General features: G+C 69.2%; 19 protein-coding genes and 1 tRNA gene. 16 read left to right on the forward strand and 4 right to left on the reverse strand.

The features are described from left to right. Positions 1 to 292 precede the first annotated feature (292 nt). Complete coding sequence (gene ptsN / locus V5F67_RS01070) at positions 293 to 757, forward strand: PTS IIA-like nitrogen regulatory protein PtsN (RefSeq protein ID WP_394020661.1); 465 nt, start codon at positions 293 to 295, stop codon at positions 755 to 757. A gap of 39 nt (positions 758 to 796) precedes the next feature. Here the strand turns inward: ptsN and V5F67_RS01075 are convergent, their stop codons facing one another. Beyond that, positions 797 to 1,081, reverse strand: coding sequence for a BQ00720 family protein (locus V5F67_RS01075; protein ID WP_394020660.1), 285 nt, complete (start codon positions 1,079 to 1,081; stop codon positions 797 to 799). A 44-nt stretch (positions 1,082 to 1,125) separates the two neighbouring features. After that, positions 1,126 to 1,551, reverse strand: a complete 426-nt coding sequence (locus V5F67_RS01080) for an Hsp20 family protein (protein ID WP_394020659.1) — start codon at positions 1,549 to 1,551, stop codon at positions 1,126 to 1,128. Between the two features lie 362 nt (positions 1,552 to 1,913). Between V5F67_RS01080 and V5F67_RS01085 the strand changes: the two genes are divergently transcribed. Beyond that, entirely contained in the window at positions 1,914 to 4,202 is a 2,289-nt protein-coding gene (locus tag V5F67_RS01085) for a mechanosensitive ion channel domain-containing protein (RefSeq protein WP_509210596.1), read from the forward strand. A 134-nt stretch (positions 4,203 to 4,336) separates the two neighbouring features. Further along, complete coding sequence (locus V5F67_RS01090) at positions 4,337 to 4,942, forward strand: helix-turn-helix domain-containing protein (protein ID WP_394020655.1); 606 nt, start codon at positions 4,337 to 4,339, stop codon at positions 4,940 to 4,942. A 4-nt stretch (positions 4,943 to 4,946) separates the two neighbouring features. Here V5F67_RS01090 and V5F67_RS01095 read toward each other — a convergent pair whose 3' ends face one another. Further along, entirely contained in the window at positions 4,947 to 6,308 is a 1,362-nt protein-coding gene (locus V5F67_RS01095) for an NAD(P)/FAD-dependent oxidoreductase (protein WP_394020653.1), read from the reverse strand. A gap of 230 nt (positions 6,309 to 6,538) precedes the next feature. Here V5F67_RS01095 and V5F67_RS01100 point away from each other — a divergent pair, with 230 nt between their 5' ends. The 9 genes from V5F67_RS01100 (at position 6,539) to V5F67_RS01140 (ending at position 14,918) form a co-directional block, all read left to right on the forward strand. Next, positions 6,539 to 7,264, forward strand: coding sequence for a Crp/Fnr family transcriptional regulator (locus V5F67_RS01100; RefSeq protein WP_394020651.1), 726 nt, complete (start codon positions 6,539 to 6,541; stop codon positions 7,262 to 7,264). A 290-nt stretch (positions 7,265 to 7,554) separates the two neighbouring features. Beyond that, positions 7,555 to 8,793, forward strand: a complete 1,239-nt coding sequence (locus tag V5F67_RS01105) for an ABC transporter substrate-binding protein (protein WP_394020649.1) — start codon at positions 7,555 to 7,557, stop codon at positions 8,791 to 8,793. Between the two features lie 33 nt (positions 8,794 to 8,826). Then, complete coding sequence (locus tag V5F67_RS01110; RefSeq protein WP_394020647.1) at positions 8,827 to 9,681, forward strand: ABC transporter permease; 855 nt, start codon at positions 8,827 to 8,829, stop codon at positions 9,679 to 9,681. Continuing rightward, on the forward strand, positions 9,678 to 10,502 hold the full coding sequence (locus V5F67_RS01115; protein ID WP_394020645.1) for an ABC transporter ATP-binding protein: 825 nt from the start codon (positions 9,678 to 9,680) through the stop codon (positions 10,500 to 10,502). The genes V5F67_RS01110 and V5F67_RS01115 overlap by 4 nt, the downstream gene beginning before the upstream one ends. A gap of 59 nt (positions 10,503 to 10,561) precedes the next feature. Beyond that, positions 10,562 to 11,344, forward strand: coding sequence for an ABC transporter permease (locus tag V5F67_RS01120; protein ID WP_394020643.1), 783 nt, complete (start codon positions 10,562 to 10,564; stop codon positions 11,342 to 11,344). Further along, on the forward strand, positions 11,344 to 12,222 hold the full coding sequence (locus V5F67_RS01125) for an ABC transporter ATP-binding protein (RefSeq protein ID WP_394020641.1): 879 nt from the start codon (positions 11,344 to 11,346) through the stop codon (positions 12,220 to 12,222). Before V5F67_RS01120 ends, V5F67_RS01125 begins: the two co-directional genes overlap by 1 nt. Before the next feature lie 54 nt (positions 12,223 to 12,276). Continuing rightward, positions 12,277 to 12,471 (forward strand): hypothetical protein, encoded by a 195-nt coding sequence (locus V5F67_RS01130; RefSeq protein ID WP_394020639.1) that lies wholly within the window; start codon positions 12,277 to 12,279, stop codon positions 12,469 to 12,471. Positions 12,472 to 12,564: 93 nt separating this feature from the next. Beyond that, complete coding sequence (locus tag V5F67_RS01135) at positions 12,565 to 13,521, forward strand: formylglycine-generating enzyme family protein (RefSeq protein ID WP_394020637.1); 957 nt, start codon at positions 12,565 to 12,567, stop codon at positions 13,519 to 13,521. A gap of 29 nt (positions 13,522 to 13,550) precedes the next feature. Next, positions 13,551 to 14,918: an arylsulfatase gene (locus V5F67_RS01140; protein WP_394020635.1), complete on the forward strand. Its 1,368-nt coding sequence runs from the start codon at positions 13,551 to 13,553 to the stop codon at positions 14,916 to 14,918. Between the two features lie 64 nt (positions 14,919 to 14,982). Here the strand turns inward: V5F67_RS01140 and V5F67_RS01145 are convergent, their stop codons facing one another. Beyond that, positions 14,983 to 15,273 (reverse strand): ArsR/SmtB family transcription factor, encoded by a 291-nt coding sequence (locus tag V5F67_RS01145; protein ID WP_394020633.1) that lies wholly within the window; start codon positions 15,271 to 15,273, stop codon positions 14,983 to 14,985. Positions 15,274 to 15,391: 118 nt separating this feature from the next. Here V5F67_RS01145 and V5F67_RS01150 point away from each other — a divergent pair, with 118 nt between their 5' ends. The 4 genes from V5F67_RS01150 (at position 15,392) to V5F67_RS01165 (ending at position 20,082) form a co-directional block, all read left to right on the forward strand. Further along, the gene (locus V5F67_RS01150) at positions 15,392 to 15,595 is read left to right on the forward strand and encodes a YgaP family membrane protein (protein WP_394020631.1); all 204 of its coding nucleotides are present in this window, start codon (positions 15,392 to 15,394) and stop codon (positions 15,593 to 15,595) included. Between the two features lie 35 nt (positions 15,596 to 15,630). Continuing rightward, entirely contained in the window at positions 15,631 to 16,659 is a 1,029-nt protein-coding gene (locus V5F67_RS01155; RefSeq protein ID WP_394020629.1) for an efflux RND transporter periplasmic adaptor subunit, read from the forward strand. 44 nt (positions 16,660 to 16,703) lie between these two features. Then, entirely contained in the window at positions 16,704 to 19,964 is a 3,261-nt protein-coding gene (locus V5F67_RS01160) for an efflux RND transporter permease subunit (RefSeq protein WP_394020732.1), read from the forward strand. Between the two features lie 42 nt (positions 19,965 to 20,006). Further along, positions 20,007 to 20,082 (forward strand) — tRNA-Ala (locus V5F67_RS01165). The last annotated feature ends 20 nt before the right edge of the window (positions 20,083 to 20,102 follow it).

Raw genomic sequence — 20,102 nt, forward strand, 5'->3', positions numbered from 1 at the left:
TCGTTCATCGAGTTGGAGGGCGGCTCCACCGGGCAGATCCTGCGATCTGGCCGGGTCGTCCTCCAGCGGGGGCTGATGGATCAGACGGGTTCGGCGCAGGGGCCGCCCGTCCAGCTGTCCGGACCCGAGACGATGTCGCGTGCCCGGCGGGTGCCTTCGGGGGGTGGACGGCGACGCCTGTCCCCAGGGGGCCTCGGCAGGCTTTTGCAGGCCATTGACGGTCGGCTCGGCTTGGGACTAGCGTCCGCCGCCTTTTCCGAGCCAGTCCGCGCATGCCGCAGGGACCCGATCCATGCCCCTCGCCGATCTCATCGCTCCCGACGCGGTCTTTCCCATGCTGCGGGCAAGCAGCAAGAAGCAGGCCCTCCAGGAACTGGCGCAGCAGGCGGGGGGGATGATCGGCCGCGACCCGCGGGAAATCTTCGAGACCCTGCTCCAGCGCGAGCGCCTGGGATCGACGGGGGTCGGCAACGGCATCGCCATTCCCCACGGCAAGCTCGCGAAGCTCGACAAGCTGGTGGGCCTGTTCGCGCGCCTCGAGAAGCCGATCGATTTCGAATCGCTGGACGGGCAGCCCGTGGACCTGTTGTTCCTGCTGCTGGCGCCGGAAGCGGCGGGCGCTGATCATCTCAAGGCGCTGGCCCGCGTCGCGCGCATGCTGCGCGATCCCGATACGGTGGAAAAGCTCCGCGCCACCCGCGATGCCAAGGCGATGTTCACGCTACTCACGGCCACGCCCGCCTCGGACGCCGCCTGAGCGGACGCTGCGCGCCCGCTCACTGGTGACGGTCTTCCGTCAGTGGACGCTGACGGTCTCCAGCTCGTTCTGGATCGCGTTGGCGAGCGCCGCCTCGCGGCTGTCCGTGAGGAGGATCGGCGTGCCGTCGGCCGCATGGAGCGTGAACAGCGTCATGCCCGGCGCGATCTGCGGCGCCTGCGGGAACATGCTTGCCACGTCCTCGGAGCGGATGGTGCGCACATAGGCGATATGGCCGCCGCCGAGCCCGGCCAGGGCCTCGGGAGTGATCGCCTCGGGGGCGATGGTGTCGGGCGTCAATGCCTCGGTCTTGTCGTTCGTCATGTCTCAACTCCTCACGCTCGGCAACGCGGGACGCCGCCCGCCCGTCAGGGACGAGAGACGATGTCGATCCGCTTCGCCCGCCGCTCCGGCTCGGGGCGGACAAGATCCACCGCGAGCAGGCCGTTGCGCAGCTCCGCGCCGACCACGTTCATGCCCTCCGCCAGGACGAAGGTGCGCTGGAACTGGCGCGCCGCGATCCCCCTGTGGAGGAAGATGCGGTCCTCGCTCTCCTCGGCCTGACGGCCGCGGATGGTCAGCTCCTTCTCGTCGAGGGTGATCTCGAGCTTGTCCGCCGTGAACCCCGCCACCGCCAGCGTGATGCGCAGGCGCGGCGCCTCCCCGTCCGATTCGACCCTCTCCACATTGTAGGGAGGATAGCCCTCGGCGCTCTTGGTCACACGGTCGAGCAACCGCTCGACCTCGTCGAACCCGAGCAGGAAGGGGCTCGACAGCGAAGACATGCGCGACATCGACCAAAGCCCTCGTCAAGCGACTTTGCATTGCCTGAACCGGCGCCTATCCGGCCACCGACCCGCCGGGACCCGTCGCGGCATCCCGGCTCAGGGGATATGGGAGCCGGCATGCGCCCCCGCAAGGTCGCGGGGCCCCGAATGGGCTGCGCGCGACACCGGCGCGACATGGCCGCAGGACGCGGCGTGTTCGGGGGCGGGTGGACAACAGCGTGCAGCGATGCAAGGCTTGCCTGACCCGCCGCGGCGCCCAGGCGCCGCCCCCTTGAGCGACACCAAGCGCCACGGCCAGACGGGAGTTTCCCCACATGATCCGATTGGCCCGCCTCGCGGCATGCCTGCTGTTTTGTTTTGCCGCTCCCATGGCGATGGCGCAGATCGCCACCCCGCCGCCGGCCGCAGCGGCGGCCCCCAGTGCCTCGGACAGCGCCACGCCGGCGACGCTCCCCGAGACGCTGCGCGGCGACATCCGCGATCTCGTGGCAACGCTGAAGGACGAGAAGGCCCGCGAGGCCTTCGTGGCACGGCTCAGCGCCCTCCTTGCGGCCGAGCGCCAGGAGGCGCAGACGCCGCTGCGCGACGACTGGCTGGCCGGCGCCACCAGCGCGCTGGGCGCCTTTTCCGGCTCGGTCCTCGGACTGGTCGCCGAGGCGGAGAAGGTTCCCGACCAGATAAACCGCCTGTTCTCCAGCCTGTCGGACCCGTTCGTGATCGAGCGGATCGCCTGGGCGGTGGGCGTGGTGGCGGCGGTTCTTGTTGCCGCCCTGTCTGCGGAATGGGCCGTCAAGGCGCTGCTCGCCGGGTTCCGGCGGGCGGTGGAGGCGCGCGGCGGCGGCGCGTTCGCGAACCGGCTTGTCCTCCTCCTGGTACGCACGGTGCTCGACACGCTGCCCATCGTCGCGTTCGCGGCCGCGGCCTTCGGCGTGCTGGCCGTGGTCGACACTCCCTTCCTGGTCCGCCTCGCGGTGGTGACGGTGGTGAATGCGAACGTGCTCGCGCGGGTCATCATCGCCGGCGCCCGCGCCGTGCTCGCGCCCGACGCCGCGCGGCTGCGGCTGCTTCCCCTCGACGATGAAAGCGCGACCTACGGCTTCCTGTGGGTACGGCGCTTCACCCATACCGCGGTCTACGGCTACTTCCTGCTGCGCACCGCCTGGATTCTGGGCCTGTCCTTCGCCGCCTACAAGGTTCTGGGCGATCTGCTGGCGCTGGTGATCGCGGGCATGGCGGTGGTCTTCATCCTCCAGGTCCGCAGCTCAGTGGCCCGGCGCCTGCGCGCGTGGACGGCGCCGAGCGACGGGGTTGCGCGCCTGCGCAACCAGGTGGCGGATTTCTGGCACCTGCTGGCCATCGCCTACGTGACCGCGGCCTATGTGGTGTGGGTGACCGATCTTCAGGGCGGCTTCGCCTTCCTCGCCCGCGCGACCATCCTCTCGGTGTTCGCCGTCGTGGCCGCACGCTTCATCCTGTTCGCGCTCCACCGCGTTTTCGGCATGGTGTTCCGGCTGGCGCCGGAGGTGAAGCGGAAATACCCGCTGCTGGAAGCGCGCGCCAACCGCTACCTGCCGGCGCTGCGCCAGGCGGGCCAGGCGCTGGTCGCCGCGCTGACCGTCGTCGCGCTGCTGGAAATCTGGGGCGCGCGGCCGTTCGAGTGGCTGGCCTCCACCAGCGGGCAGGCGCTCCTGGCGCGCGCCATCTCGATCCTGGTCGTCATGGTGGCGGCCTTCGCCACCTGGGAGCTCGGCGCCGCGTTCGCCGAGCGGATGACCGCCCGCAATCCCTCCTCCACCCGCCTGAAGACCTTGCTGCCGTTCATGATGAACGGGCTGAGAGTCGTCATCATCACCATCGCCGGCCTGATCGTGCTCTCCGAGCTCGGAGTGAACATCGCCCCGCTGCTCGCCGGCGCCGGCGTGCTCGGCCTCGCGATCGGCTTCGGCGCGCAGACCCTCGTGAAGGACGTCATCACCGGCGTCTTCATCCTCATGGAGGACACGCTCTCGGTGGGCGACGTGGTGGAGGTGGGCGCCCATGCGGGGCTGGTGGAGAAGATCACCATCCGCACGGTCCACCTGCGCGACTTCGACGGCAACGTGCATTCCCTGCCGTTTGGCGAGGTGCAAACCATCAAGAACATGTCGAAGCACTTCGCCTATGCGGTGGTGGACGTCTCGATCGCCTATCGCGAGAACATCGACGAAGCGCTCGCCGTCATGGCGGAGGTCGCGCAGGACATGGCGGAAAGCGGTCCGCTCGCCGAGACCATCATCGGCCCGTTCGAGGTGGTGGGCGTCGAGGGCCTCAGGGAATCGTCCGTGTGGCTGCGGGGCCGTTTCAAGACCCGGCCGCTGGGCCAATGGAACGTGCGGCGCGAATTCTACCGGCGCATCAAGGCGGCCTTCGACGCCCGCGGCTTCCAGGTGCCCTATCCGCACCAGACGGTCTATTTCGGCGAGGACAAGAAGGGGGGCGCGCCGCCGCTGCGGGTCGTCCGCGGCGAGGCCGGGGCCGCGACGTCGCGCAGCCGTGCCCGCAAGGCGGAGGCCGCCGCTTCGGCAGCGACACAGGGTCCGCTCATCGAGGAACATCCCGGTGCGCGCGAGCGGCAGAAAGGCGAGGGCGACGCGCTGCTGCCCGCGGTGGAGAAGTAGCCGCGCGGGCGATGGCCGAAATGGATCGAAGATCCGAGCAAATTGATTCAATTTGCTCGGATCCCGCTCTAAGCTGGCTCGGCTCGCGGAACGGAGGGGATCAGGTGACGAGGCGCCCGCGAAGCCCCGCTTTTGTGACCGGCGATGCCGCCGGTGCCATCGAGACCGCGCTCCAGCCGATCCATCGCCGCGCCGGCGCCGCCATCCGCCGCAACCGCATGGAGCGCAGCCTGACGCTGGCGGAGCTGGCGGCGGCGAGCGGCATGTCCATCGCCATGCTCAGCCGGATCGAGAACGGCCAGTCGGCGGCGAGCCTCGAGGTGCTGGAGCGTCTCACGGCGGCGCTGGGCATCGGCCTGGCCGCATTGTTCGAGGCCATCGAGGACACGTCCGGCACGGCGCAGCTGATCAAGGGCGCCGACCAGATGGAGGTGGTGCGCACCGGGACGCGGCACGGCCACGTCTACCGGCTGCTCGCCTACCAGAAGGGGCCGCGCAAGGCGTTCGAGCCGTTCCTGATCGAGATGGACCAGGAGAGCGGCACCCACCCGCGCTTCCAGCACCCCGGAACCGAGCTGATCTACATGCTGAGCGGGCGCATGGAATACCGCTTCGGCGACCGGGTGTTCCTGCTGGAGCCGGGCGACAGCTTCACCTTCTCCGGGGCGGTGGTGCACGGGCCGGAGAAGCTGCTCGACCCGCAGATCCGCTTCCTTTCCATCATCATCTACGGGGAATAGCGCTTCAGAAGTCCCCCCGGTCGCGCAGCCGGTACCATGCCTCCACCAGCGGGACGCCGAGCGGCGCCAGCTCCCGGAACGGATGGGCGGGGAAGGGCAAATCGTCGAACGCGCTTCGTCCCTCCGCCAGACCGAGAATGCGCAGCGCGATCTTGCGGCCGAAGTGGGTGGAGCGGGACACCCCGGTGCCGCAATAGCCGAGCGCGTGGAACACTCCGCCCCGGTCCTGCCCGAGATGGGGAAAGTTGTCGTGGGTGTAGCCGATGGCGCCGCTGAAGCCGTGCGTGACCGGAACCTCGCCCAGATCGGGGAACACCGACAGCAGCTCGCGCGCGAGATGGGCATAGGCGGACGGCGCGCCCTGCGGGCGGAAATGGGCCGCCCGGCCGCCGAAGACGATGCGGCTCGCCCCCGGCGCGGGGCGGAAATAGAAGAAGACGCGGTTGGAATTGCCGTAGACGCGCCGGCGCGGCATGGCGCGGTCCATAAGCGCGCCCGGAATGGCGCCGGTGGCGATCTGCGCCGACACGATGGGCACGATGCGCCGGCGCAGAAAGGCGCCGACACCGGCGGTGTAGCCGTTGGTGGCGACCAGGACCGTCCGCGCCCGCACCGCGTGGCCGTCGAACCGCACCAGGTGCCCGGCCTGGTCGGCATCGATTCCCCGCACCGGGGCGTGCCCTTCCAGCCGGACGCCCGCGGCCAGAACGCGCTCGCGCAGCCCGGCATGGTAGCGACCGGGATCGAGGCTCGCGTCGGCGGGCAGCAAAGAGCCGCCGAAGAAAAGGTCGGAGCCGATCTCCCGGTGCTGGTCCGATCTCGGCACCATCTCGAAGTCGACGCCGGCGCGGCGGCTCAGGTCCTCCATGTCGCGGGCCATGGCCTCGTAATGGGCGGACCGCATGGCGCCGCGGAAGCGGCCGCAGCGGACGAAGTCGCAATCGATCCCCTCCTCCGCGATCAGGCGTTCGATGCCGTCCAGCATCTCCACGCCCTCGCGCAGCATCTCGACCGCCTTGCGTTCGCCGAACATGGCGACGAGCGCCGCGACGCGGAACTTCTGGTTGCCGCTGCCCACCTGCCCGCCATTGCGGGTGCTGGCGCCGAAGCCGATCGGCCCGGCATCCGCCACCAGCACCTGCCGTCCCGCGCGGGCGAGCACCAGCGCCGCGGACAGGCCCGTGAAGCCGGAGCCCACCACCAGGACGTCGGCGTGCCGCGGCAGGCGGGCGGACAGGGGAATGGGCAGGGCTGTGTCGCCCAGGGGCGCGCGGTCCCACCAGCAGGGCTGGGAGGAGGGGATCGCATTCGCGGATCGGCCCTGCGCAAGAGCGGCAAGGCTCGGACCTCTCGCCACGCTGTCCATGAGGCCCCCGACTTTACCCCGGCGCTGCGCCACCACCTCCATTTGATACAAAATGTTTGCAGTTGATGCAAACTTCGAGAATGATGGTCCGACAGCCGCATCTTCCCGCGTAACGCCGTCCGCTCGAACGGAACCGGAGCCGGAAGCCCCGCATCGACCTGGTCCGGCGGCATGAAGATTGCCAGACGGGATCGGCGGCAGTCGCAGCATTTCTCGCGCGGGGGACGACGATGAGAGCACATTCCTCACGCCCAGCGGACGAGTTCGTCTATTTCGACCAGCTGCGGGGCGATCCGCTTGAGCTCGGCATCTTCGAGCGCCTGTCGCCCGACGAGCGTCAGACCCTGCGCGCCGCCGGACGCCCGCTCTGGCTCAATCCCGGCCACCTCCTGTTCAAGCAGGGAACGCGGCACGGCGGCATCTTCATCATCGAGAGCGGCCGCGTGCGCACCTTCTACACCTCGGAGCGCGGGCGCGAGCTGACCATCGCCTACTGGACGCCCAGCAACTTTGTCGGCGGGCCGGAGCTGTTCGGCCGCGGCAAGCATTGCTGGTCCGGTCAGGCCACCGAGCATTCCCAGGTGCTGTATCTGAGCGGCGACCAGCTGTGCGAGCTGCTGCCGCACATGCCGCTCCTCACCATGGCGCTGCTCGACGGCCTGGTCATCAAGGGCCGGTGCATGTCGAACCTGTTGCAGATGCTCGGCACCCAGAGCGCGGCCGCCCGCCTTGCCAAGGCGATCCTGGAGCTGGCGGAGTTCTACGGCGTGCCGGCCGAGGACGGGGTTCACCTGGCGCTGCCGTACACCCACAGCGAGCTCGCCGCCATGATCGGGGTGACGCGCCAGTGGGTGACCATGACCCTGGCGAAGTTCCGCGACGAACAGATCGTGGGCGGCGACGGCCGCAATCTGGTCATCCGCGACTGGGACGCCCTGAAGGCCATCGATCATTAGAGCGCGATCTCTTTCTTGAAAGATCGAGGGCTCCCGGCGCAGCCGCATTCTAGAAACACAATAATTTCGATTATAATACTTCATAATTAAGCGGCAAAATCTTGAACCCGCAGAGATCCGCTGCACGGATTCGGGCCGCTGCCTGCGTGTCTTGCCTAAATTCGCGCCATTTATTGCTGGAAAGCGCAATTCCTTGACTCCAGGGATTGCGAGCGGTTCAGGCCGACTCCTATTCTCAGATAAATTTGTTTCCTCAGAGCAAAAAATAGCCCTTGTCTTGGAGAGCGCAGATGGCCGATCACGAGAAGCCCATTCCGGCCCAGCCTCAGCTGGATCTCTCCCGCCGCCAGTTCATGGCGCGCTCGGCCGCCACCGTCGCCGGGGCCGCCGTCTCGTCCTACGGCTTCGCCTGGGGCGACCTCGCTTACGGCCAGCAGGTCTCCGGGCCTCCGGTGGAATTCAACGTCGCCATCCGCCCGGACTGGACCCAGGGCTGGTTCGGCATGATCAACCAGGAGAAGGGCTTCTGGAAGAAGTACCTGCCCGCCGGCTCCAACGTCACCTTCTCGCATCCCATCCAGGGCGGCATCGTCACCAGCGAGCTGATCGCCAACAAGAGCGTGATCGGCCACAACGGCGACGCGCCCGGCCTCATCGCCACCTTCCAGCGCGAGCGCGTGGATATCCGCGCGGTGGGCATCATCGGCTCCTCGCCTTCGGGCTATGCCACATTCCAGGTGCTGGTGCGCAAGGACGCGCCCGAGTTCGCGAACTCGAAGGAAGCGCTCAAGTGGATGGACGGCAAGAAGGTCGCCACGCCGAAGGGCTCGGCGTCCGACCGTTTCTTCCAGGACGTGCTCAAGCGCGAGGGCGTGAAGCCGGCGGAATATCTCAACCTCGCCATCGGCGTCATCACCACGAGCCTCAGGAACGGCACCATCGACGGCGCCTGCACCTGGGACCCGCAGGGCGCGGCCGTGAGCACCATCGCCGGCGAGGGCATCGCCCGCGTCGTGGCCACCGGCTACCCCTGGAACGAGCGCGACTTCGGCACCATGATCGCCCGCAAGGACTTCATGGATGCCAAGCCGGAGATCATGAAAGCGTGGCTGAAGTCCGAGATCGAGGCCCAGATCTGGTATTGCGATCCGCGAAACCATGATGAAGTGATCGCCATCGCGCAGAAATACGTGAAGGGACTCTCCCGGCAGGCGCTCTGGTTCTCGCTCGCCGGCCTCATCCCCGAGCCCTATTACGGCGGCCCGATCCGGGACGAGAAGCTGTTCGTGTGGAACGACGACATCCGCGCGGTCCAGGCCAAGGTGGTCGAATATCTCGCCGCCAACAAGGTGATCCCCTCCTCGACCCTGCTGCCCGGCGCCGTCGACGACAGCCTCGCCCGCGAGGCCATGAAGGAGATGGGCGTGTCGTCGCCGCTCGTGACGCTGAAGGCGGTGCCGCTCGACAAGGGCTATCCGCTGCTCGGGAACAAGGACCGCATCGAGGACTATGTGGCCCTGTTCAGCTGAGGCTGAGATGCGAACATCGGAAAGGCCAATGTGATGGCGGCTCCCACATCCTTGCCGGGCCCGGCGCGCGGCCCGGCCGGCGCGAAGCCCTCCGCCGGATGGATTCCCTTCCTACAGGCGATGCTCGGCATCTCGCTCTTCTTCCTGTCCTGGTTCCTGCTGGTGGACGTGTTCGCCCTCTGGCGGTTCGCGCAGCTGCCGAAGCTTTCGGTGAGCCTGCGCGAGATGTTCAGCCCGGACCCCACCTTCGGCGTCTCGGTGTTCACGCAGGAATACTACGACCACCTGAAGGCGAGCGCCGGAAGGGTGATCTTCGCGTTCCTGATCGCGGTCTCGGCCGGCGTGGTGATCGGCATCCTGTCGGGCTGGAACCGCTGGTTCCGCGCCGTGTGCCAGCCGCTGCTGGAGCTGGCGCGGCCGATCCCGGTGCTGGCCTGGATTCCGCTGGTGATCCTGGTGATGCCCTCGCGCGAGAGCGCGGTGATCGCCCTCACCTTCCTCGCCGCCTTCTTCATCACCATCCTCAACACCATGCTCGGCGTGCGCTCCATCGACGAGGTCTATTTCCGCGCCGCGCAGTCGCTGGGCTTCTCGCGCTGGGCGATCCTGCGCCATGTGGTGATCCCCGGCGCGCTGCCCTTCATCTTCGTCGGCTTGCAGATCGCCATGGCCGCCTGCTGGTTCTCGCTGGTGGCGTCCGAGATCGTCTCCGGCACGGCCGGCCTCGGATACAAGGTCTGGGAGGCCTATTACTACGTGCAGTTCGAGACCATGGTCATCATGATCCTGACGCTCGGCATCTGCGGCTACATTTCCAGCGCCATCATCCGCCGGCTCGGCGCCTACCTCATGCGCTGGCGCGGCAAGACCCTGGGAGGCGTGGCATGAGCCGGGGCGCGCTCTCCTTCCGCGCGGTGCGCAAGATCTACGATCCCGAGGGCAAGGCGGTGCTGGCGCTCGACGGCGTCGACCTCGACATCGCCCCCGGCGAGTTCTGCGCCATCGTCGGTCCGTCCGGATGCGGCAAGACCACCTTGCTGAACGCGGTCGCGGGCTTCGAGACGCTGACCGCCGGCACCATCCAGCTCGACGGGCGCACCATCGCCACCCCCGGCGAGAGCGCGGCGCCGGGCGAGGACCGGATCGTCGTGTTCCAGCACGGCGCGCTGTTTCCGTGGCGCAGCGTGATGTGGAACATCACCTGCGGCCCGGTCATGCAGGGCCGCATGAGCGAGCGCGAGGCCCGCGAGCACGGGCTGAAGCTGCTCGCCCGCGTCGGCCTCAAGGGCTGCGAGGACAAGTATCCGAACGACCTCTCCGGCGGTCAGAAGCGGCGCGTGGAGATCGTGCGCGCCCTCATCAACGATCCGGCGGTGCTGCTGCTCGACGAGCCGTTCCGGGCGCTGGACGCGCTCACCAAGAGCGTGATGCAGGAATACCTGCTGGAATTGCTCGTGCAGTTCCCGAAGACGGTGTTCTTCATCACCCACGACCTGGAGGAGGCGCTGTTCCTCGGTGACAAGGTGGTGGTCTTCACCTCGCGGCCCGGCCGCATCAAGGAGGTGGTCACCGTCGACATCCCGAAGCCGCGCAGCCACGAGGTGCTCACCTCGCCGCGCTTCCTGGAGCTCAAGGCCGCGCTGTCCGCCGTCGTCCACACCGAGGCCATGCGCGCCTTCGAGGCGGGCGAGAGGGAGATGGCCCGATGAAGTCGCTCGCCACCGCCGCATCCGCACCATCCGCGACGCCCGCCGAAAGGGGAGCTCCGTTGTCCGCCGGGATCAAGAAATACGTCCACCGCCATTTCGACCTGGTGGTGGGGGCCATCACCCTCATCGCCTTCTTTCTCGCCTGGCAGTTCGCGCGGCCGCTCGGCATTCCCGGCCTTTCCGCCGTGGAGCCGCCGACCCGTGTGCTCAGCGCCTCCTGGGACCTGCTGTCGTCGGCCACCTTCTGGACCGCCTGCTACAAGAGCGTGCTGCGCATCCTCGCCGGCTTCGCGCTGGCGCAGATCATCGGCGTGCCCATCGGCCTGATGATGGCCACCAACCGGATGGCATTCCACACCATCTTCCCGGTCACCGAGATCCTGCGGCCGATCCCGCCGGTGGCGTGGATCCCGGTCGCCATCATCTTCTGGCCGACGCGGGAGATGAGCACCGTCTTCATCGTCTTCCTCGGCGCGTTCTGGATCGTGCTGCTGAACACCATCGGCGGCGCCTCCACCATCGACGAGAGCTACCGGCGCGCCGCGCTCTCGCTCGGCTCCAATCGCTGGCACCTGTTCCGCTACATCGTCCTGCCGGCCACCATGCCCTCCATCGTCACCGGCATGGTGGTGGGCATGGGCATCAGCTGGGAGATGGTGGTGGCGGCGGAGATGATCGCCTCCGACACCGGCCTCGGCTACCTGCTGTGGCAGTCGTTCGAGATCAATGCCGGCGCCCAGGTCATCGTCTGCATGCTCGCCATCGGCATCGCCGGCTTCGTGTCGAGCGCCCTCATCGGCCGCGTGGGGCGGCTGCTCACGCCCTGGCAGGGGAGGCGCTGATGGACGCGCGGACCATTTCGACCCGCTCCCCCGGCGCCGGGTCCGGCGAGATCGCGGTGAGCCATGCCAGCGTCGGCATGTTCGACCGCAACGGCAAGCCGGTGCGCCTCGTGGAGGACTGCTCGTTCCTCGCCGAGCGCGGGCTGTTCACGGTGCTGATCGGCCCCTCTGGCTGCGGCAAGACCACGCTCATGAACCTCATCGCCGGCTATATCGGCGCCGATGCCGGCACCGTGCGGCTCGACGGGGTGGACGTGAAGGGCCCGGGCTGGGACCGCCTCATGGTGTTCCAGGAGACGGCGCTGTTTCCCTGGATGACGACGCTGGAGAACGTCGCCTACGGGCCGATGGTGCGCGGCATCAAGACCATGCCGGAGATCCGCGCCGAGGCCGGGGCGCTCCTGGAGAAGTTCGGCCTCGGCGAGTTCAAGAACCGCTATCCGCGCGAGCTGTCCGGCGGCATGCAGCGGCGCGGCGAGCTGGCGCGCGCCCTCATCAACGATCCCTTGGTGCTGCTCATGGACGAGCCGTTCCGCGGCCTCGACGCCATGACGCGCCAGCTGATGCAGGAGTACCTGACGAAGCTGTTCGAGGAGACGCGCACCACCACCATCTTCGTCACCTCCGAGATCGACGAGGCGATCTTCCTCGCCGACCGCCTGGTGGTGCTCTCGCGCGCGCCGGCCCAGGTGGCGGCGGTGATCGAGGTCGACCTGCCGCGCCCACGCCGGTTCGAGCAGCTCGCCTCCGAGCGCTACGCCGAGCTGAAGGAGCAGGCGCTGAACCTGCTCTACGCCGAGGCCGCCGCCGCGTTCGAGGAGACCGGCGCCGGGGGCGACATCAAGGAAGCGTTCGAGAGGCGCCATGCCGCCGGCTGATCCGCGCGGCGCGGCGCGCCGCCCTCCGCATCCGGGGCCGCAAGGGAGAGAGCCATGGACACGGCATTGATCCTCAAGGGGGCGGCGATCTTCTTCGCCGTCCTGGGCGGCGGCTGGTCGCTGCTCGCCGCGCGCGTGCCGCTGATTGACGGGCCGGACCCCGACCGGAGGCGGCGGCGCCATTATCTCTTCGCCTATGGGGCCACCAGCGTGAGCGTCCTGCTCCTCGCCGGAATGGCCATGGCCTAGCTCGCGCCCCCGGCGCGGGGGCACCCGCCGCAATCAGGCTTCGCAGACGGCGCCGCGCGCGCCGCAGGGACCGCTTTGCCTTCGAGGACCGCCATGGGCTTCCGACGCGCGCTCGACATCTTCCTCGCCCCGAAAGGCGCGCCGGACGGCATGGCGCTGGTGCCGGGCGGCACCTTCGTCATGGGCTCCGACCGCTTCTATCCCGAGGAGCGGCCGGCGCATCCCGCAAGGGTCGGGCGCTTCCTCATGGACCGCACGCCGGTGACCAATGCCCGCTTCGCCGCCTTCGTCGCCGCCACGGAATATGTCACGGTGGCCGAGCGCATGCCCGATCCGGCGCGCTATCCCGGCGTGGCCGCGGACCGGCTCGTTCCCGGCAGCCTCGTCTTCGCGCCGCGGACAGAAGGTCCCAATCGCGGGCCCGCCGACTGGTGGCGCTACGTTCCGGGGGCCTGCTGGCGCCATCCGCGCGGGCCCGGCAGCGACCTCGACGGCCGCGCCGATCACCCGGTGGTTCACGTCGCCCACGAGGACGCGGCCGCCTATGCCGCCTGGGCCGGCAAGCGCCTTCCCAGCGAAGCCGAATGGGAGTTCGCCGCCCGCGGCGGACTGAAGGCGGCGGACTATGCCTGGGGCGCGGAACTGGCGCCGGGCGGGCGGCGCATGGCGCACATCTGGCCCGGCGGCCCGTTTCCGCTCCATGCGGGCGAGACGCCGCCCGGCACGGCGGCGGTGGGCCTCCATCCCGCCAACGGCTTCGGCCTCCTCGACATGATCGGCAACGTCTGGGAGTGGACGGGCGACTGGTACCGCGTCCGCCACAAGGCCGCCGAAGGAGCGGCCGGCGGACAGCCATCCTGCTGCGCGGCGCGCGCGGCGAGCCTCGATCCCGCCCAGCCCGGCCTGCCGATCCCGCGCAAGGTGCTGAAGGGCGGCTCGTTCCTGTGCGCGCCGGACTTCTGCCAGCGCTACCGGCCGGCGGCGCGCCAGCCGCAGATGATCGACAGCTCTTCCTGCCACATCGGCTTCCGCTGCGTATCCGACGCCTGAATGTCTCTTCGTCCCCAAGGAAAAGTCCCATGAAGCCCAACGTCGTCTTCATCCTCACCGACAATCTCGGCTACGGGGAGCTCGGCTGCTACGGCGGCGGGGCGCTGCGCGGCGCCCCCACCCCGCGCGCCGACGCGCTCGCCGCCGAGGGCATGCGGTTCACGAACTTCAACGTGGAGGCGCAGTGCACGCCGAGCCGGTCCGCCATCATGACCGGGCGCTACGCCATCCGCTCGGGCACGCTGACCGTTCCCATCGGCAACCCGGCGGTGGGCGACATCGAGGTGCAGGGGCTGAACCCCTACGAGGTGACGATCGCCCGGCTGCTGTCGGACATCGGCTACGCCACGGGCCACTTCGGCAAATGGCATCTGGGCAGCGTCGACGGGCGCCTGCCCAACGATCACGGCTTCGACGAGTGGTACGGCATCCCGCGCACCACGGACGAGGTGTTCTGGCCGGACAATCCGCACTTTCTCGAAGCCGGCATCGAGCCGCAATACATCATGGAGGGGGTCAAGGGAGAGAAGAGCAGGCGCCTCAAGCCCTACGACCTGGAGGAGCGCGCCTTCATGGACGCCGAGATCACCCGGCGCACCATCGACTTCATGGAGCGGGCCGTCGCGGCGAAGAAGCCGTTCTACGCCTATGTGCCGCTGACCCAGGTGCATCTGCCCACCCTGCCCCATCCGGACTTCAAGGGCGCGACCGGCAACGGCGACTTCGCCGACAGCCTCGCCGAGACCGACCATCGCCTCGGCCAGATCCTCGACACCGTCGACCGGCTCGGGGTGCGGGACGACACCATCGTCGTCTTCACCTCCGACAATGGCCCAGATCCCACCTGGCCCTGGCAGGGCTCCTCGGGGCCGTGGCGCGGCTACTATTTCACCCATATGGAGGGCTCGCTCCGGGTGCCCTGCATCATCCGCTGGCCCGGACGCATCCCGGAAGGCGCGGTGACCAACGAGATGGTGCACCAGATCGACACCTTCACCACCCTCGCAGCGTTCTGCGGCGCCAAGGTGCCCGACGACCGACCCATCGACGGCATGGACTTGAGCAACCTCCTGCTCGGCAAGAGCGGGAAGTCGCCGCGCGAGGTGGTGTTCGCCTTCGTCGCCGAGCGGCTGGAGGCGGTGAAATGGCGCAACTGGAAGCTCGCCTTCTACGAGGAGACGCGGGACTGGTTCGCCTCGCCGCAGAAGCTCACCATGCCCAAGGTGTTCAACCTCGTGGCCGATCCCAAGGAGGAGTATCCGGAGGAGAGCCTGCGCAACACCTGGGTGATGTCGGTGTGCCTGAAGGCGATCTCCGCCTTCCAGGAGACGCTGCGCCAGCATCCGCCGGTGCCGGAAGGGCTCAAGGGGCGCTACGTGCCGCCCAAGGTCGATTGAGGGCGCAGCGCGCGGCCAGGCCGAACCTGATGCCGGGGGCCGGACGGGACGCCGTCCGGCCCTTTCAGCTTTTCCCCTTGCCGCAGAAGGCGCCGTGCAGCGCCTCCACCACGTCCAGCACCTCGGGGCGGGCGATGCGGTAGAACACGCTGGTACCCTCGCGCCGCGCCGCGACGAGGCCGTCCGCGCGCAGCCGCATCAATTGCTGCGACATGGGCACCTGCTCGATCCCCAGCTCCTCGCGCAGCTGGGCCACGGATTTCTCTTCCGCCCCGAGCGCGCACAGCACCAGCAGGCGCTGCGGATGGGAGAGCGCCCGCATCAGCTCGGCCGCCTGCTCGGAGGCGGGGATCATTTCCGATACATTCATAGTATTGAATTTACGTTCTTTGAATGTTATCTGCAACCCAGTTCCTTCCGCCACCGCGGCCCGCGGATGGCGCGCGGATGCAACAGGTTCGCAGGAGAGCATAATGTCGGTTGATCGCGCGGTCATGCTGTTTGCCGGGTTCATGGTGCTGCTGTCGCTGGCCCTCGGCATCTACGTCTCGCCCTTGTGGTTCTGGCTCACCGCCTTCGTGGGCGCCAACCTCATGCAGGCCTCGCTCACCGGCTTCTGCCCGGCCGCCATCATCCTGAAGAAGCTGGGCGTGAAGTCCGGCCGCGCCTTCAACTGACCGGACGGCGCCGCAAGCCAAGGGGACGCATGACCATGGATCTTCTCCCGCGCCGGCTCGCGCCGGCGCTCCGCCGCCTCGCCGTCGCCGGCCTGCTCGGCGCCGCGGCCGCCCCGTCGCACGCCGCCGAGTTCCTTGTGCGCCCGCTCGAGGTGCCCGAGTTGAAGGCGGTGTTCGCCGAGGTGGAAAGCCGCACCGTGGTGCCCGCCCGCGCCCGCATCGGCGGCACGGTGCGCGAGGTGAAGGTCTCCGAGGGCTCGCAGGTCAAGGAGGGCGACGAGATCGCCCTGGTGGTGGACGACAAGCTCGCGCTCACGCTCAACGCCGCCAATGCCAGGATCCAGGAGCTGAAGTCCCAGCTCTCCAACGCCGCCACCGAGCTCGACCGCGCCCAGCAGCTGCTTGCCCGCGGCGTCGCCAGCCAGAGCCGCGTCGACACCGCCAAGACCCAGTACGACGTCGCCGCCAACCAGGTGGCCGCCGCCGAGGCCGACCGCGCCGTGGTGGTGGAGCGGGCGCGCGAGGGCGCGGTGCTCGCCCCCGCCGACGGGCGGGTCCTGACCGTGCCCGTCACCCCCGGCAGCGTGGTGCTGGCGGGCGACGAGATCGCCCGCGTCGCCTCCGGCCAGTATTACCTGCGCCTGTCCTTGCCCGAGCGCCACGCCACCGACATCAAGGAGGGCGGCACGGTGCGCATCGGCGCGCGCGGCCTGTCGCCCGACAAGGCCGGCGGCATTTCCGGCGCCCGCGCGGGCCGCATCGTCAAGGTCTACCCCGAGATCACCGCCGGCCGGGTGATGGCGGACGTGGACGTGACCGGGCTCGGCGACTATTTCGTCAACGAGCGCACCCTGGTGTGGATCGAGATCGGCCGCCGCTCGGTGCTGGCGGTGCCGCTGGATACGGTCACGACGCGCCACGGCATCGACCTGGTGCGGGTCGCGGCCGCCGGCGGCCCGATCGCTGTGCCCGTGGTGCTGGGCGAGCGGGTGGAGGTGGACGGCGCCCCGCGCGTCGTCGTGCTCACCGGCCTCAAGGACGGCGACCGGGTGCTGGCGCCATGAGCGGGACCCCCAACGACGCTTCCGCCCCGGGCGGCATCCCGCCCGTGCGCCTCGGCATCGCCGGCACGCTGACGCGCGCCTTCATCGCCTCGCCGCTGACGCCGCTGCTGCTGATCGCCGCCTTCGCCTTCGGCCTCATCGCCCTCGTGACCCTGCCGCGCGAGGAGGAGCCGCAGATCTCCGTGCCCATGGTGGACATCCATGTGGAGGCCAACGGCCTCAAGGCCGAGGACGCGGTGAAGCTCGTCACCGAGCCGCTGGAGACCATCGTCAAGAGCATCGACGGGGTCGAGCACGTCTATTCCACCACCGCCGACGACGGCGTCCTCGTCACCGCGCGCTTCCTCACCGGCACCAGCCCGGACGCGGCGATCCTGCGCGTGCACGAGAAGCTGCGCGCCAATCTCGACCGCATTCCCGTCGGCATCCCCGAGCCGCTGATCGTCGGCCGCTCCATCGACGACGTGGCGATCCTGGTGGTGACGCTGGCGCCGCGCGCGGATCTCGCCCCCGAGGTCGCCGCCCGCTGGACCGCCAACGACCTGACCCGGCTCGCGCGCGAGCTACAGGTGGAGGTCGCCAAGCTCCCCGACATCGGCCTAACCTACATCGTCGGCGCCCAGCCGGAGGAGATCCGGGTCGAGCCGGACCCCGAGAAGCTCTCGCTCTACGGCATCACGCTGGCCCAGCTCGCCGGCAAGATCGAGGGCGCCAACCGCTCGTTCCAGGCGGGCTACGTGCGCGAGAAGGGCCAGCAGCGCACCCTCGTCGCCGGCCAGACGCTCCAGTCGGCGGGCGAGATCGGCAACCTACTGCTCACCGCCCGCGACGGCCGCCCGGTCTATGTGCGCGACGTGTCCACCATCACGCTCGCCACCGAGCCCAACGAGACGCGGGTGTTCGACGTGACGCGGGTGAAGGACGGCCTCGAGCGCCGGCCCGCGGTCTCCCTCGCCATCGCCAAGCGCGCCGGCACCAATGCCGTCGTCATCGCCGACGAGGTGCTCCGGCGCCTCGACGCGGTGCGCGGCGCGTGGCTGCCGGCGGACGTGGCGCTCACCGTCACCCGCAATTACGGCGAGAGCGCCAACGAGAAGGCCAACGAGCTGCTGCTGCATCTCGGCCTCGCCACCGTCTCCATCGTCGTCCTGGTGGGCTTCGCCATCGGCTGGCGCGAGGCGGTGGTGGTGGCGGTGGTGATCCCCACCACCATCCTGCTCACCCTCTTCGCCTCCCGCCTCATGGGCTACACGCTCAACCGCGTCAGCCTGTTCGCGCTCATCTTCTCCATCGGCATCCTGGTGGACGACGCCATCGTCGTGATCGAGAACATCGCCCGCCACTGGGCGATGAAGGACGGCCGCCCGCGCGCCCGCGCCGCCATCGAGGCGGTGGCGGAGGTGGGCAACCCCACCATCGTCGCCACCCTCACCGTGGTGGCGGCGCTGCTGCCCATGCTGTTCGTCTCGGGCATGATGGGCCCCTATATGAGCCCGATCCCGGCCAACGCCTCCGCCGCCATGGTGTTCTCCTTCTTCGTCGCGGTGATGCTCACGCCCTGGCTGATGATGAAGGTGGCCGGCTCCGCGAAGGCGGTGGCGCACCAGCACGAGGCGGCCGGCGGCGGCCGGCTCGGGCGGCTCTATGTGAAGGTGGCCAGCCCCATCCTCGCCTCGCGGGGGCGCGCGCTCGCCTTCCTGCTGGCGGTGGGCGCGGTGACGCTGGCCTCGCTCAGCCTGATCTACACCCACCACGTGACGGTGAAGCTGCTGCCGTTCGACAACAAGACCGAGCTGAACGTGGTGCTCGACATGCCGCAGGGCACCTCGGTGGAGGAGACCAACCGGGTGCTCCAGCAGATGGTGGACGTGCTCTCGGCCGTGCCCGAGGTGGTCTCGTTCCAGACCTATGCCGGCACCGCCTCGCCGTTCGACTTCAACGGCCTGGTGCGCCATTCCTACCTGCGGACGACGCCGCGCCAGGGCGATATCGTGGTCAATCTCGTGCCCAAGGGGGCGCGCGGGCGCCCCAGCCACGACATCGCGCTGGACCTGCGCGAGAAGCTGCAGGCGGTGCCGCTGCCCGACGGCAGCGCGCTGAAGGTGGTGGAGCCGCCGCCCGGCCCGCCGGTGCTCGCGACCCTGCTCGCCGAGATCTACGGCCCCGATCCGCAGACCCGTCGCGCGGTGGCGCGCAAGGTGCGGCAGGCGTTCGAGAGCGTGCCCTACATCGTCGACGTGGACGACAGCTTCGGCACCACCGCCGAGCGCGTGCGCCTCGCCATCGACCAGGACAATCTCGAATTCTACAAGGTGGAGCAGGCCGACGTTTACGACGCCATCCGCACCTTCTTCGGCGGCCAGACGGTGGGCTATTCCCACCGCGGGGAAGGCCGGGCGCCCATTCCCATCCGCCTTGCCCTGTCGAAGGCCGACAAGGCGGCCGACGCGCGCACCCTGACGACGCCGGTGCCCGCCAACGCGCTGCCGGGCGGGCGCGGCGTGGTGGAGCTGGGCGACGTGGTGAGCGTGACGCGCGAGCCCTCCTCCTTCCCCATCTTCCGGCACAACGGCCGCGCCGCCGAGATGGTGAGCGCGGACCTTGCCGGCGCCTACGAGGCTCCGGTCTACGGCATGATCGCGGTCAACGCGGCGCTCGACGCCATGGACTGGGGCGAGGTGCCGAAGCCCCAGGTCGCGCTCCACGGCCAGCCCGCGGACGAGAGCCGGCCGACCTTGCTGTGGGACGGCGAATGGGAGGTGACCTGGATCACCTTCCGCGACATGGGCGCGGCGTTCGGCGTCGCCATCCTGGGCATCTACATCCTGGTGGTGGCGCAGTTCGGCTCGTTCAAGCTGCCGCTGGTGATCCTCACGCCGATCCCACTTACCTTCATCGGCATCATGGCGGGACACTGGATGTTCGGCGCGCCGTTCTCGGCCACCTCCATGATCGGCTTCATCGCGCTTGCCGGCATCATCGTGCGCAACTCGATCCTGCTGGTGGACTTCATCCGCCACGCCCGAGCGGCGCCCGGCGGGGCCGAGCGGCCGCTCACGCAGGTGCTGCTGGAGGCGGGGGCGATCCGCTTCAAGCCGATCCTGCTCACCGCGCTTGCGGCCATGATCGGCGCGGCGGTGATCCTCACCGACCCGATCTTCCAGGGCCTCGCCATCTCGCTGCTGTTCGGGCTCGCCTCCTCCACCGCGCTGACCGTGCTGGTGATCCCCGCCATCTACGTGGTGCTGCGCGGCGAGCGGGGCGGGGCGGGCGAGGGTCCGGAAACGGCCCGCGAGCGCGCTTGACAGGGGGGGGAGGCGCCCGGTAAATGGCGCCTCCCATGGTTCGGGGCCGTAGCTCAGATGGGAGAGCGCTGCAATCGCACTGCAGAGGTCAGGGGTTCGATTCCCCTCGGCTCCACCAAGACGATCCAACATCATATT

Origin of the sequence: Xanthobacter pseudotagetidis (assembly GCF_043194795.2) — a bacterium.
In the GTDB taxonomy this organism is placed as follows: domain Bacteria; phylum Pseudomonadota; class Alphaproteobacteria; order Rhizobiales; family Xanthobacteraceae; genus Xanthobacter; species Xanthobacter tagetidis_A.